Origin of the sequence: Moraxella bovoculi, assembly GCF_000988745.2 — a bacterium.
In the GTDB taxonomy this organism is placed as follows: Bacteria; Pseudomonadota; Gammaproteobacteria; order Pseudomonadales; family Moraxellaceae; genus Moraxella; species Moraxella bovoculi.
This window is the reverse complement of the sequence record NZ_CP011381.2, coordinates 2,067,285-2,081,129: the sequence shown is the minus strand read 5'-3', so window position 1 is coordinate 2,081,129 and position 13,845 is coordinate 2,067,285. Positions and strand designations below refer to the sequence as shown.

17 protein-coding genes are annotated in these 13,845 nt (G+C 48.2%); 12 read left to right on the top strand and 5 right to left on the bottom strand.

All coding sequences use genetic code 11. From position 1 onward, the window contains the following. Window positions 1-32: 32 nt before the first annotated feature. A complete protein-coding gene (locus tag AAX10_RS09665; protein ID WP_052585290.1) occupies window positions 33-839 on the bottom strand; it encodes a LytR/AlgR family response regulator transcription factor in 807 nt (268 codons plus the stop codon). A 108-nt stretch (window positions 840-947) separates the two neighbouring features. Between AAX10_RS09665 and argH the strand changes: the two genes are divergently transcribed. From argH to AAX10_RS09650, 3 genes are all read left to right on the top strand, one after another. Next, entirely contained in the window at window positions 948-2,315 is a 1,368-nt protein-coding gene (gene argH / locus AAX10_RS09660) for an argininosuccinate lyase (protein WP_173944416.1), read from the top strand. Between the two features lie 243 nt (window positions 2,316-2,558). Further along, on the top strand, window positions 2,559-2,852 hold the full coding sequence (locus AAX10_RS09655; RefSeq protein WP_036363899.1) for an oxidative damage protection protein: 294 nt from the start codon (window positions 2,559-2,561) through the stop codon (window positions 2,850-2,852). Further along, on the top strand, window positions 2,852-3,325 hold the full coding sequence (locus tag AAX10_RS09650) for an acyl-CoA thioesterase (RefSeq protein WP_046700486.1): 474 nt from the start codon (window positions 2,852-2,854) through the stop codon (window positions 3,323-3,325). Before AAX10_RS09655 ends, AAX10_RS09650 begins: the two co-directional genes overlap by 1 nt. Before the next feature lie 64 nt (window positions 3,326-3,389). On the opposite strand, the gene mpl is transcribed toward AAX10_RS09650, so the two are convergent. From mpl to gshA, 3 genes are read right to left on the bottom strand one after another with little or no spacing between them, the layout of a single operon-like run. Continuing rightward, window positions 3,390-4,769, bottom strand: coding sequence for a UDP-N-acetylmuramate:L-alanyl-gamma-D-glutamyl-meso-diaminopimelate ligase (gene mpl / locus AAX10_RS09645; protein ID WP_036366901.1), 1,380 nt, complete (start codon window positions 4,767-4,769; stop codon window positions 3,390-3,392). Window positions 4,770-4,795: 26 nt separating this feature from the next. Continuing rightward, window positions 4,796-5,296: a disulfide bond formation protein B gene (locus tag AAX10_RS09640; RefSeq protein WP_036366902.1), complete on the bottom strand. Its 501-nt coding sequence runs from the start codon at window positions 5,294-5,296 to the stop codon at window positions 4,796-4,798. A gap of 21 nt (window positions 5,297-5,317) precedes the next feature. Continuing rightward, window positions 5,318-6,874 carry a glutamate--cysteine ligase gene (gshA, locus tag AAX10_RS09635; RefSeq protein WP_046698786.1) on the bottom strand — a complete coding sequence of 519 codons (1,557 nt, stop codon included), beginning with the start codon at window positions 6,872-6,874 and terminating at the stop codon, window positions 5,318-5,320. A 232-nt stretch (window positions 6,875-7,106) separates the two neighbouring features. On the opposite strand from gshA, the gene tyrS reads away from it, so the two are divergent. From tyrS to AAX10_RS09605, 7 genes are all read left to right on the top strand, one after another. Next, on the top strand, window positions 7,107-8,315 hold the full coding sequence (gene tyrS / locus AAX10_RS09630; RefSeq protein ID WP_046700485.1) for a tyrosine--tRNA ligase: 1,209 nt from the start codon (window positions 7,107-7,109) through the stop codon (window positions 8,313-8,315). 83 nt (window positions 8,316-8,398) lie between these two features. After that, window positions 8,399-8,662, top strand: coding sequence for a hypothetical protein (locus AAX10_RS09625; protein ID WP_149038895.1), 264 nt, complete (start codon window positions 8,399-8,401; stop codon window positions 8,660-8,662). Between the two features lie 131 nt (window positions 8,663-8,793). Then, window positions 8,794-9,432 carry a histidine phosphatase family protein gene (locus AAX10_RS09620; RefSeq protein WP_080947167.1) on the top strand — a complete coding sequence of 213 codons (639 nt, stop codon included), beginning with the start codon at window positions 8,794-8,796 and terminating at the stop codon, window positions 9,430-9,432. After that, window positions 9,425-9,649: a DUF1653 domain-containing protein gene (locus AAX10_RS09615; RefSeq protein ID WP_046698784.1), complete on the top strand. Its 225-nt coding sequence runs from the start codon at window positions 9,425-9,427 to the stop codon at window positions 9,647-9,649. Before AAX10_RS09620 ends, AAX10_RS09615 begins: the two co-directional genes overlap by 8 nt. Window positions 9,650-9,732: 83 nt before the next feature. Beyond that, window positions 9,733-9,975: a hypothetical protein gene (locus AAX10_RS10420; protein WP_226997773.1), complete on the top strand. Its 243-nt coding sequence runs from the start codon at window positions 9,733-9,735 to the stop codon at window positions 9,973-9,975. After that, on the top strand, window positions 9,906-10,226 hold the full coding sequence (locus AAX10_RS10415) for a GNAT family N-acetyltransferase (protein WP_338043277.1): 321 nt from the start codon (window positions 9,906-9,908) through the stop codon (window positions 10,224-10,226). Before AAX10_RS10420 ends, AAX10_RS10415 begins: the two co-directional genes overlap by 70 nt. Before the next feature lie 13 nt (window positions 10,227-10,239). After that, the gene (locus AAX10_RS09605; protein WP_046700484.1) at window positions 10,240-10,638 is read left to right on the top strand and encodes an FKBP-type peptidyl-prolyl cis-trans isomerase; all 399 of its coding nucleotides are present in this window, start codon (window positions 10,240-10,242) and stop codon (window positions 10,636-10,638) included. On the opposite strand, the gene AAX10_RS09600 is transcribed toward AAX10_RS09605, so the two are convergent. Next, window positions 10,635-10,895: a DUF1289 domain-containing protein gene (locus tag AAX10_RS09600; protein ID WP_036366917.1), complete on the bottom strand. Its 261-nt coding sequence runs from the start codon at window positions 10,893-10,895 to the stop codon at window positions 10,635-10,637. The two genes, AAX10_RS09605 and AAX10_RS09600, sit on opposite strands and share 4 nt — an antisense overlap. Before the next feature lie 81 nt (window positions 10,896-10,976). Between AAX10_RS09600 and AAX10_RS09595 the strand changes: the two genes are divergently transcribed. Next, a complete protein-coding gene (locus AAX10_RS09595; RefSeq protein ID WP_046700483.1) occupies window positions 10,977-11,573 on the top strand; it encodes a YqiA/YcfP family alpha/beta fold hydrolase in 597 nt (198 codons plus the stop codon). A gap of 332 nt (window positions 11,574-11,905) precedes the next feature. Continuing rightward, window positions 11,906-13,756, top strand: a complete 1,851-nt coding sequence (locus tag AAX10_RS09590) for a transferrin-binding protein-like solute binding protein (protein ID WP_046700482.1) — start codon at window positions 11,906-11,908, stop codon at window positions 13,754-13,756. Window positions 13,757-13,845: the final 89 nt, after the last annotated feature.

Genomic DNA, 13,845 nt, shown 5'->3' with positions numbered 1-13,845 from the left:
TTCCGTAGGGTTGTTTGATTGGTTATATTTAATCACATTAATGAGCTTTGGGCAAATGCTGACCTATTTTGGTTATCTTGGCTGCTTTTTAACTTATCACGCAGGGCTGGCAGGCAGCGCCGTGAGATGTCAAGTGATTCGCTGACACCGTATAAATGCAGCTGATGACCGTCATCGCTCGTGATGGCGCGGATGTGCGCCATGCCTACTAAGGTGTGGCGATGGATGCGCACCAGCTTGGCGGGGTGTAGAGACTCTAGGGATTTTAGGGTGTCGTCGGTGAATGTGGTGCCGTGGCGATGGCGAATCTTGGTGTATTTTTGTTCCGCTTGGCAATAAAAAATATCATCAATAAAAATCCGCTCATCGCCGCGATGGCTGCGTATCATGACGTACTCGTGCGACTGGCGCTGCGCTAGGGTTGGCTGGGTGCAGCACTCGATGATGTCTGACATGCAGGGGAATTTGTTATCGCCATACGCGTGAACGCCCTGCACGCCAAGCGATGCGATGTCCATGGGCAGGTTGTCATTTTGGCTAAACAGCACAATGGCAGGGCGCAGCTTTCTATGATAGTGCTCGATGAATCTGTGAACAAAGAACGTGATGGGTGCTGTAGAGACATCAATAATGATGATGGCAGGCTGGTTTAGCTTGCATGATGTGATGGTGTCTGTGAGCGTGCCAGCATGAATCAGCGTGTGTGAGCTATTGTCATCCGATAGGGATCGCCGAACGTGGTCTATCAGCGCGCGATGATTGCTAAATAATAAAATCTGCATGGCCAAACTTGCGAATAATTTACGAGCATCATAGCATTTTTGTGATAATTTTCCCATCTTTGGCGCAGTTTTGGAGGTGGGCTGTGTTATAATTCATGAGATTTTAGACTGAATATAGGTGTTATGATGACCAATAATACACACAATGATCAAGCCACCGCCCAAATGTGGGGCGGACGTTTTAGCGAAGCCACCGACCGTTTTGTTGCCGAATTTACCGCCTCTGTCAATTTTGACAAACGCATGGCAAATCAAGACATACAAGGCTCTATCGCCCACGCCACCATGCTTGGGCAGTGCGGTATCATCACCGCCGATGAAAGCCGTCAAATCGTGGACGGACTGACCCAAATCAAAGGCGAGATTGAGCGTGGCGAATTTGAATGGCGTGTGGAGCTAGAAGACGTTCATATGAACATTGAGAGTCGCTTGACCGCCTTGATTGGCGATGTCGGCAAAAAACTGCACACAGGGCGTAGCCGTAACGACCAAGTGGCAACCGACATTCGCCTGTACCTAAGAGATGAGACCGACAAAATCATCGCCTTAATTGGCAAATTACAAAACGGTCTACTTGATTTGGCAAGCAAACACACCACGACCATCATGCCCGGCTTTACGCATTTGCAGACCGCCCAGCCTGTGAGTTTTTCTCATCATGTTATGGCGTGGTTTGAGATGCTTTGCCGTGATAGCGAGCGTTTTGCCCAGACTCACACTCGCATTAATCAAATGCCACTAGGCTCGGCAGCCTTGGCAGGGACGACTTACCCTATTGACCGCACAATCACCGCTCGCCTGCTTGGTTTTGACGGCATTTGTGAGAACTCGCTCGATGCGGTGTCTGACCGTGATTTTGCCATTGAATTTACCGCCAACGCCAGCATTTTGATGATGCACCTATCTCGCATGAGTGAAGAGCTGATTTTGTGGATGTCGGCACAGTTTGGTTTTATCCATATCCCTGACCGCTTTTGTACAGGGTCGTCCATCATGCCCCAAAAGAAAAATCCTGACGTGCCAGAGCTTGTGCGTGGTAAGACCGCTCGTGTGTTCGGACAGCTCACAACCCTGCTCACACTTATGAAAAATCAGCCCTTAGCGTACAATAAGGACAACCAAGAAGACAAAGAGCCCTTGTTTGACTGCGTGGATACGCTGACAGGCTCGCTCATCGCCTTTGCTGATATGCTCCCAAACATCACGCCAAATGCCCAAAATATGCGTACCGCCACAATGAAAGGTTATGCCACAGCGACTGATTTGGCGGATTATCTCGTCAAAAAGGGCTTGCCGTTTCGTGATGCTCATGAAGTGGTTGGGAGTGCGGTGGCACTTGGTGTATCAAAAGGCGTGGATTTGAGTGAGCTTAGCCTTGATGAGTTAAAGGCGTTTAGTCCGCTCATCGGCGATGATGTCTTTGACTGCCTAACCCTAGAAGGCTCGCTAAATGCTCGTAATCATATCGGGGGTACTGCCCCAGAGCAGGTGGTAAAAGCGATTGAGCGCGGGCGTGGTCGGGTTAAAGGCTGATTAAAAAGTGATTGATAAAACCCAATGTGTTAAGCGTTGGGTTTTTGTTTGGGCGAAATGTCTGATAGATTATTGGTGGTAGATGTGCAGGATGGCTAGATTTTGACACTAAGTTTTTACCGTGTTAATTACGGTAGCTCTTGCCATCGCATCTAAATCTTTATAAACTAAAAAACTCATCATTGATAACACCAAATCCATCCCCACATTTGTTATAATACCTTTTTATCATTTGGAAGCACCATGGAAATCTTTAACCCTAAAGCCAATCTTGTGATGTGCCGTAAATACAAACAAGAATTACCCAAACTACCCAATCCACCTTTTCCTAATGCCAAAGGGCAGGAGATTCAAGACACCGTCTCTGCTAAGGCATGGGGCGAGTGGCTAGAACTACAAACCATGCTCATCAACGAAAAGCACCTGAGTATGGTGGATAAAGAAGCCAAAAAATTCATCGCTGAACAGCGTGAGTTATTTCTAGATAATGGCGATTACGAACGCCCCGCAGGCTATAAACCAAAGGCGGATGCCTAATGCTTAGTGTGACTGGCGTGTATGAGCCGATATTGGTGGGCAACGATCGCCCTGATGTGTTGGCGGAGTATCCTAGCGTCCATGTTCAGCCTGTGGCGTGGGGCGAGATGGATGGCTTTCATCACCTAAATAACGTGGTATTCTACCGTTATGCTGAGTCAGCGCGCATCAGCTATTTGCGTGCGTCCGGGCTGGTAAAGACGCGTACTGATATCTCGACCATCTTGGCGGCGAGCAGCTGTCAGTACAAATGCCCCGTCACTTATCCAGACACATTGCTGGTCGGTGTGCGCATTAAGAACTTGGGCACGACAAGCGTGGTGTTCGAACATGCTTATTATAGCACCGCCCAAGACACCATCGTAGCGACAGCCGAGGCGGTGATGGTGCGCGCTGATGAACATGGCGCAAAGCAAGCGTGGACGGACAGTGAGCGAGCAGCCTTTGCTAAGTTTGAAGGTCGCGAGCTTTAAGCTTAAATAATGCAATCAATAAAAAAACCTCGAAATTCATCGAGGTTTTTTTATGTCCTAGACATCACTTAGACAATGCGTCCAATAGACGGGTGTGAATGCTCTCAAAGCCGCCATTTGACATGATGATGATGGCATCGCCTGCTTTGGCGTTTGCCTTTAGGTAGGCGATGATGTCATCTGTGCTGGTCAACACTTGTTGGTTTGGTGCGTTGCCAATGGCGCAAGCCAAGCCCCATGCCAAATTGGTAGGCTCATACCACAGCGCAAAGTCAGCGATCGACGCTGATGGCGCAAGATGGTCGCGGTGACTGCCCAGCTTCATGGTGTTGGAGCGTGGCTCGATGACCGCCCAAATTCTACGACTTTGCAGCATTTTTTTGGCGCCGTCTAGTGTGGTGGTGATGGCAGTAGGATGGTGTGCAAAGTCATCGAATACCAGAATATCACCAACATCGCCGATCAGCTCCATACGTCTTTTGATGCCGCCAAAGTTCGACAACGCTTCACACGCATTCGCCACGCTTACGCCCACATGATGAGCGGCACTAATGGCAACCAGTGCATTATTGACGTTATGCAGACCGCTCATGCCCCAATTTACTTGGGCGCTGTCGCCTGCGATGGTCACATTGAATGATGAGCCGTCTTCTTTTAATAGCTGTGCCTTGTGATCGCCATCATCGCCTAGAGAGGTGCGCACCACAGGCGTCCATGCGCCCATCTTTAAAGTATCTTCTAGACTTTGGGTGTTGGCAGGCATGATAATCTGACCCTTGGCAGGAATCATGCGAATCATGTGGTGAAATTGGGTTTGGATTGCCTTTAGATCTGGGAAGATGTCAGCGTGATCATATTCTAGGTTATTTAAGATGGCGGTCGTCGGGCGATAATGCACGAACTTAGAACGCTTATCAAAAAATGCCGAGTCATACTCGTCCGCTTCGATGACAAAATAATCTTTACCCAGGTGCGAGCTGTGCTTAAAGGCATCTTGCAAGCGCACATCATCACTGCTAACTTGTGGCACACCACCGATCAAAAATCCCGTATCAATGCCAGCATATTGCAGAATCCATGACAGCATGGTTGTGGTCGTGGTTTTGCCGTGCGTGCCCGCCACCGCCAAGACATGACGATGTTGTAGGACGTGCTCGGCTAAGAACTGCGGTCCTGACGTGTAGGGTAGGCGTTCGTTTAGCATGTATTCGACCGCTTCCATGCCGCGCTTGCAGGCATTGCCCACGATGACAAGATCTGGCGCAGGTTGTAGGTGTTCAGCTTTATAACCTTCTAAGATCTCAACACCAGCGTTATGCAGCTGAGTGCTCATCGGCGGGTAGATGGCAGTGTCCGATCCTGTTACGGTGTGGCCCAGATCGCGCGCCAATAGGGCAAGCGAACCCATGAAAGTACCACAAATACCTAAAATATGAACGTGCATGAAATAACCTTTTTGTAATAAATGGGTCAAGGGCGATGTTTAAGAATCTTGGTGAGTTGCACCAATAAAATCACCAAAATAACAACAAACAGAACCAGTGTCTGCATGGGAATGGATAGACCTAGGAATGTCCAATCAATGAGTGCGCATTCGCCTGAGCCTTTTAACACCTGTTCAAAGACCTGCATTACAGGCAGCGTCTCCACCCAGTAGTTCAGTCCCGGTCCGCAGGCAGGCACTTCATCGGCAGGCAGATGCTGCAGCCACACATGACGAGCAGCGACACCTGCGCCCCACAGCGTACCCAGCAGTGAGCCTAGCCATAATGTTAGGCGAGATCCTTTGCCTTTGGGGTTAAAAATCAGCCCCAAGAATGCAAATAAGCCCATCACCCACAGCCCAATCCGCTGAAAAATACACAAAGGGCACGGGTCAAGCCCAAGAGTGTTTTGAAGGTAGCCGATGGCAAATACACTGCCTACCACACAGATGAATACCAAGAAGGCGTTGATTTGACGATAAGTCATAAAACCCTCAAAAATGATGAATTACTGGCGATAGCTTTGGATATAGTCATAGAATGACAGCGTATCCGCCTGTTCAATGTCGGCTTGCTCTTGGATGGAGTCTTTGGCGACTTTGGCAAAATGCGCTTCGTTCTCTTGGCTTAGCGCATGATTAAGAAGGTCGTTTTGGTGTTTCTTAGCAAGTAGCTTGCCCAATGCCCATGTGCTACCAAGTCTACGACTGTCGGTCTCGATTTGGGCGGAGAGTGTAAACTCTGGGTTGGTCGCCTTGCCTTGCATCATCGCCAAGGCTTCGCGATAGGCATTACCACCGTGATGGTCATCGAAGGCATCAGCGATGATCTGCATGTTGGTTAGGTGCTTGACGATCCAGTCGTGCAGATACATGTCGCCGATCTCGGTGTTAATGACAAGATCTGTATTGCGACCATGGTTTACCACAGTGTCGATGTTGGCTTGTAGGCGTTTTTCTTCATCTTTATATAGGGCAGGCGAGTTAAGCAGTAGGCAGTACACCGCCAATACTTCTAGGAAACACGCTGTCTGTACGCGAATGCCGATGTCACTATAAGGGTCTAAGTCGATGGCACGGAATTCAACATAAGCGATACCGCGATCAGCCAAGGCAGCGGTTGGTGTTTCGCCTGATTTGGTGATTTGTTTTGGGCGAATCGGACTGTAGAATTCGTTCTCGATTTGGAGGATGTGGTCGTTAATCTGGATGGGATTGCCGTCCTTGTCATCCACGCCGATGTCGCTAAAGTCTTTAAATGGTGTACCGATCGCCGCACGCAGACCTTTGATGTACTCGTTTAGATCGTTGTATTCGATGTTTAGGTCTTCTTGGACGCTGTTAGTATAGCCAAGCTTACCCATGCGAAGGCTTGTCCCGTGTGGCTGATAGTAGGTGTAGCTGTCATCTGACAGCGGCACAAGGTGGTGCTCGCGTCCCTTAATGAATGACGCACACACCGCAGGACTTGCCCCCAGCAGATACAGCACAAGCGGGGTTAGGCGCTTGAAGTTACGGATTAAGGCAAGATATTTGTCGTTTTTAAAGGCGGTAAAGTCGTCTCCACCTGAATGCTTGAACCATCTGTCAAACAAGTCATCGCCGATGGATAGGTTGTAGTGTAGCCCTGCGATGGTTTGCATCTTGCGACCATAACGCACCCCAAGCCCAGAGCGGTACAGAGTTTTTAGTTTGCCGATATTGGATGTGCCGTAATCGGCCAGTGGAATGTCTTCATCATTGTCGGCGGTCATGCAAGGCATGGACAGCGGCCACATCAATTCATCGCCTAGTGAGCGGTGCACGAGCACATGTAGCTCTCTTAGCATGTCCAAGGCTTCTTTGATTGATGAAAAAGGCTCGGTGATGAGCTCAAGTAAATTCTCAGAATAGTCAGTTGTGATGTAGGGATGGGTTAGCTTCGAACCCAGATCGGCAGGGTGCGGCGTCTTGGCGGCATAGCCATCAGCGCGCATGCGCAAGCCTTCTTTTTCAATGCCGCGCTTCATGCCTGCAACCAACTCGGAGCCGAACCATTCAGGCAGGCGAAATTGCTGTGTTTTCATAATTAATCCCCGTACTTGCCTAATTTTTGCTTATTATAAGGCGTATCGATGTATTTTAATGTGCTAATTTTGCATAGCCAACCATACCATAACTTGTCTGGCGGTGTTTTGCCTATTATAAGCCTATGGGCGAATAATGGCAAAGAAAATCCAATGCTTGGCGTTTTTTCATCCCAAAAATTCTGCTATACTAGGTCAATTTTGTGTATTTTGAAATTTTTTAAGGTGTCCCATGTCAAATTTTTTGCCTCCTGCCGAACAACTTGAACTGCTAAAACGTGGCGTGGTTGAGATTTATTCCGAAGAAGATTTGTTAAAAAAGCTCGCCAAAGGTCGCCCTTTGCGTATCAAACTTGGCATGGACCCCACCGCCCCTGATTTGCATTTTGGGCATACGGTTGTTCTTAACAAACTGCGTGCCTTTCAAGAATTGGGGCATGAAGTGTTGTTCCTCATCGGCGATTATACCGCCCGCATTGGCGACCCAACAGGCAAAAACGCCACTCGCCCACCGCTATCAGAAGAGCAGGTCAAGGCAAATGCCGAAACTTACGCCAAGCAAGTCTTTAAAATCCTAGATAAAGACAAAACGACCATTATGTTTAACTCTGATTGGTTCTCCAAGATGAGTGCAGGGGACATGATTGCCCTAGCCAGCCAGCTTACCGTGTCTCGTATGCTTGAACGTGATGATTTTTCAAAACGCTACAACAGCCAAACCCCAATCGCCATTCACGAATTTTTGTACCCACTCGTGCAAGGCTATGACAGCATTGCTATGGAAGCTGATGTGGAGATTGGCGGTACTGACCAGACCTTTAACGTGCTTATGGGGCGTACCCTACAAGGTCGCTACGGCAAAGAACCCCAAGTTTGTATCACCATGCCCCTTTTGGAGGGCTTGGACGGTGTACAAAAAATGAGTAAATCGCTTGGCAATTACATTGGCATTGACGAACCTGCGGGCGTGATGTACCAAAAAATCCTATCCATGCCCGACACGCTCATCGCTCGCTATTTTGAGCTTTTGAGCTTTAAGCCGATGAGTGAAGTGAATGCTTTGCTTGATGAAATGGCAAATGGTCGCAACCCCCAAGAATTAAAGAAAATCCTAGCGCATGAGCTGATTGAGCGTTTTCATGACAAAGAGTCTGCCGACAACGCGCACCGCTCGGCAGGCAACCGCTTGGCGGAAGGGGAGTTGCCCATTGATTTGCCCGAAGTGTCGCTGTCTCTTGATGGTGCGGACAAGCTGTTTATCACCCAAGTGCTAAATCAAGCCAGCCTTGCCAAAAATTCCGCCCAAGCCAAAGATATGCTGTCTCGTGGGGCGGTCAAAGTGGACGGGCAAGTCGTGGACGCAAGTTTTGCCCTTGGTGCAGGGCAGACGGTTGTGATACAGGCAGGGAAAAAGGCGTATGCCAGAGTAAGCGTTGCATAATGAACCTAGCCAAGGTGACTCTGTCATCTTGGTTGTTTTTTATTGAATAGAGAATTAGGTCATGCAAAAAAATACTGTTGGCGATGACTCTGGCGATCACGTCTACAATGGGTATGGCGGTGAATGATGCACATACTCAAAGTTTCTCATCAAGCCAAATGCAACAAACCAAAGTGCGAGATTTGAGCTTTAAAAGCATCATGCGTGCGCTATACGCAGGAAAAATGCTGGGCAACGCGCACATTGCTGATGATGAGTTAAGCCAATTTCCAAATGTTGCGCTGGATGAAACTTCTAAAAATTGGCAAGAGTGTCGTTGCACTGATGCACCCTGTCATCGAATATAAAAATCAAGATGGGCAAAAGCGTTATCTGGTTGCAATTGAAAAGCCGTCATTTAGAGCGTCGAGCAGGTCAATTATGTCGACTTTAGCCAAGAGCTGCTATTTAACCCAATCACCAAAGAATACCAATAATCATGAAAAAATTTTACCTTATCCGCCACGCTCAGAGTGAATCCAACGCCCGCCTTGCCATTCGCCCAAACCCTGTGATTAATCTGACCGATGTCGGTCGGATGGAGGCCAAAGAGCTCTCCGAATGGCTAAGCATTAACATCCAGCAGCCGATCGATGGCGTGTTCACGTCCCACTATGTGCGTACGGCACAGACTGCCGCGCCGTTTTTGGCACAGCTTGGCAGTACAGCAAAGGTAATCGAGGCGCTGCATGAGTTTGATTATCTGGACTTTAATCGTATTAAGGATCTATCATTTGAGGACTTGATCGCTACGGCGGATAATTTTTGGCAGCAGGGCGATACCACTTATCAGGACGGCACGGCAGAAGATACCTATGAGCGGTTCGTGGAGCGAGTGCGTACGGTACGCCAGATGTTCGATGAGCTGCCAGATGGTAACTACGTTGTATTTACCCATGGCATGTGGATTGACATGTTGATGTGGCAGATCATTCATGGCGATGGTGCGCGCATGATGGACATGCCTGCTTTTCGTGCGTATGAGCTTGCTATCCGCCCAAAAAACTGTGAAGTCTATCTACTAACAGATGCCCAAGGCGTGCAGTCAGTGGCGAAGGTGCGGGTGCGTGATGAATAAGGTTCAGCCAGGCATCTATCGTCATTATAAGGGCAATCTGTACCAAGTTCTACACACCGCAAAGCATAGCGAGACCGAAGAGTGCCTTGTGGTTTATCGCGCCTTGTATGGCGATTATGGCGTGTGGGTGCGACCTGCCGACATGTTCCACGAGATGGTGAATGTCGATGGTCAAGATGTGCCACGATTTGAGCTTATCAAGGACATCGTCTCTTGAAATTTTGCAGTTACCGTCTGACGATGCTATCGCATGATGGCGTGCGACTAGAGTTATTGGACCTTCGTCATTAGGCTGATTTGGTGCAGGCGTGCCAAGATGGCAATCTGTGGGAGCTGCTCTACACCATCACACCAAGCCCTGATAAAGTTCATGAATACATCGCTACGGCTCATGCGATGACGGATAGGGTTGCCTTTGCGGTCATCGATGAGACCACAGGGCGTGCGTTGGCAGTACGAGTTATCATGATATCTTGTCGCATTGTTTGCGCCTTGATATTGGCTATACTTGGTATGCCAAGAGTTATTGGCGCACGCACGTGAACAATGCCTGTAAATTTCTGCTGATGAGGTATGCCTTTGAGGTGTTGCCCTATCAGACGGTTGCGCTTAGAACCAGTAGTTTAAACACACGTTCACAGGCGGCGATTGAGCGACTGGATGCCAAAAAAGATGGCGTCATCCGCAATAAACGCACTACCCAAGACGGCATCATTTGCGATACGGTGATGTGCAGCATCATGGCGGATGAATGGCCAAACGTTAAACATAACTTACAACAAAAGATGCAATAGCACCAAGGACAACATGACTGATTTTAAAACACAAGACCTCATTGTAGGAACGGGCAAAGCCGCTGAACGTGGCGCATTAATCACCGCTCACTATACGGGCTATCTGGCGGATGGCACGGTGTTTGATTCATCGCACAGTCGAGGACAGCCATTTGAGTGCGTCATCGGTACGGGGCGCGTGATTAAGGGGTGGGATCTGGGCGTATTGGGCAGTGAGATCGGGGTAAAGCTTGTCCAAAAGTGGGGTATTGAGCTTGAGCTGCCAGCATTCGATACAATGAAAGTCGGTGGTAAAAGACAGCTTGTCGTACCCGCGCACCTTGGCTATGGCGAGCGTTCGGTGGGGAAGATTCCACCGAATTCGGATCTAACCTTTGAGATTGAGCTTATCGATGTGAAGACGCGCGATTAAGAGCCGTCTAGGCTAAGCTGTTCTCGCACGCCAAAAAAGTCCAGCTCTGCTTGCTGTCTTTGGCGGCGCGCATCCATGAGCTTGCGTTGTCGTCTGATGATTCGGTTTAGGATTCGGTGCTTGTCATCGTCCCCAAGGGTGTGCCACGTCTGTCGCTCTGTGCGATTGCGCAGACAGCCGATGCAGTAGCCCTTCTTGTTCATCTGGCAGACACCAATGCATGGGCTGTCGATGTCGAACAATTCAAATTGCGACATAAAAAACCGTGACAAAAATATTACTATAACGATTTTTTGTTGATTAATCAATACTTTGTCTGTACAAATATAGGAAATTCCATGACCATCATTTACCTGCACGGACTAGATGCTGACCCTAACGCCAACAAAGCCGTCATCACCGCCAATCATGCCAAAGCGCTCGGGATAGACACGCTGCGCCCTGATTTGAACTGTCCGCCTGATGAAGTAGTGGCTAAGCTCTTAAATTTAATCAAAGAAAACCCCAATACCGTGCTGGTTGGCTCATCGCTGGGCGGTTATTTTGCCACGCTGTTGTCCGACATGACAGGCACGCCTTGTGTGCTGTTAAACCCAAGCATTCGCCCCGATGTGTCGTTCAGACGCTTTTTAAGTGATAATTTTGACGGACAAACGCTCGTAGATGATGCCGTCATCTACACCACGACAGGCGGCTGGCAAATTTGCTATGGGAATTTGGCGTGGTTTGAAAAGCACCGTTTGACCGTCAAAAACGCTGATAAAATCAAAGTGCTATTAAAAATGGGCGATGAGCTGTTAGACGCTCACGCCAGCCGTGCCTTTTATGAACAGGCAGGGGCAGATGTCCTTGCCCAAGACGGGGGCGACCACCGCATCAGCGACTATGATGACCAAGTCGGGCAGGTGGTAGCTTGGGTGCAAGCCCTATCCTAATTAAACCCTGTTTGCAAAATCTCCTGATTGTATGGTTGGGGGATTTTGTATTTATACTAACCGAACCATACTTCTGATACAAAAACCGTTCGCCCTAAGCTTATCTAAGGGTGAGTTTCCGTTAGGGTTCGACAAGCTCACCACGAACGGAAACCATAAAAATTTTGAAGTTCGGTTGGTATAATACACCCCTCAATCCTGCTCAGACTTTCCCAAACTTTTCACCACCTTGTTACAAATATTGACATAAGCGTTAAAATTGTTTACAATAACAATAATTTGCAAATAGCATTAATTTTTATTTAATATTGTAAACGAAAATGGTGATAATGATGAGAGTACATCTTAAAACAACACTTAGCGTTTTAGTAGGCGCGATTTTACTCAATGCTTGTGCCAGTGGCAAGGGCGGGTTTGAGCTTGATAATGTTAATAGCTTAAACACGCAAGGAGCAAGCCAAAACTCTGCCCTCACCCCCACCACCACGCCAAAAACACCCACCTACCAAGATGAACAAAACACCAGACGCACGCTTGATGTGGACACTCAAGAGCCTGCTTTAGGCTATGCGGTGGAAGTTCCTCGCCGTGTATTTGCCATGAGAGACACACCACCTGAGGAGCTAACCGTTAATATCACGCCCGACAAGGTCAAGCCCACCAATCACAAACTTGAGGATTTACCCAAAGTGTTCAGTGAGACACTGGTAGAACATCCTAAGTATGTTGAGGACAGCTTAAGCTACTCGCACGATGTCAAATCCAAAGACGCCATCCGAGATTTGCAGTTTGTGCGGTCGGGCTATGTCATCGCTGAAAAAGGCATCGAATTTGACAGAACGGGTGGCGCATTTCGCCAAAACCCCGCAGGACAATACGGTCATGTCTTTTATCAAGGGGTCAATCCTGCCACCGCATTACCCACCACAAATGCAACCTATCAAGGTACTTGGGATTTTGTGAGTAATGCCATCAGCACCAGACGAGATTTACCCGAAGGCTTTACCAATGATTTGATGAACTATGGTGCCAAAGGCAATACCGTTGGGGCGACTAGTTTAGATGCTGATGTGAATCGTGGGCATGACAATGATAAGCCTACGGGGTTAAAAAGCACCTTTGAGGTGAATTTTGCCGACAAGAAAATGACAGGTAAGTTTACTCAAAATCACGGTGCTACCAACGAAAATGCCGAACAGACCATCACTGACCGCTACAGTGTTGAGGCGACCTTAAAGGGTAACCGTTTTGTTGGGACTGCTAATGCCATGAATAAGGAACATGCTATTTTTGGTCAAAACGGGGCGCTAGAAGGCGGATTTTTTGGTAGCAATGCTGAGGAGCTGGGCGGTAAATTCCTAGCCGAAGACGGCTCGCTGTTTGGAGTGTTTGCAGGCAAACGTGGTGTGGTTGATAAAGTACAAACTCAATTTGATGCCACCGCCATCGACAGCAAAACACTCACCAAAACCAACATGGACACCTTTGGACAAGCCAGCCATCTGGTGATTGATGGTAAACGTGTGTCGCTTTTACCAGAGGGTGTAAGTAGCTTTGCTGACATGAAGTTCATTGACACTCATCAAGTGGCACACGGCGATAAAAAGTTATCTGTTACTGTCTGTTGCAACAACTTAGACTATGTCAAATTTGGCGGTTATGGCACGGTGGGTGGTACAGCAGATACGCCCGTATTAAGTGATGGCAAATTGTTTTTGGTGGGCGAAAGAACAGACACATCCGCTATTCCCACCTCAGGCACCGCTCACTATCGTGGCACGTGGGAAGGCTATATCGACAGTAAAGATGGTAGACGCTGGACAAGCTCCGCAAGCGACCTCACCACAGGTACAAGAAGTCGCTTTGATGTGGATTTTGGTTTAAAAAGCCTGATTGGCAAACTCATCGCCGATAACGGCTTGGAGGATAATCCTGTGCTAACCCTCAATGGCACAATCACAGGCAATGGTTTTAGTGGTACCGCCAAAACGGGAGTAAATGGTTTTAATCTTGACCCAAACAGCACAGGTGCCAGTGCCATCGCCCACATCAATGCTGATTTTCATGGTGGTTTTTATGGAGTAAACGCCTCAGAGCTTGGTGGTGTCATTCATCATGACAAGGTAGGTGAGGACAAAATCGGGGTGGTCTTTGGTGGCAAACGCCAAACCAACACGCCTTAATCATCAACCTTTGTCGGTTTGTCTGATTTTATTTGCTTTTTTAATTTATCAACCAAGAATGTTCTTTTGAGCATTCTTGATTTTTGTCA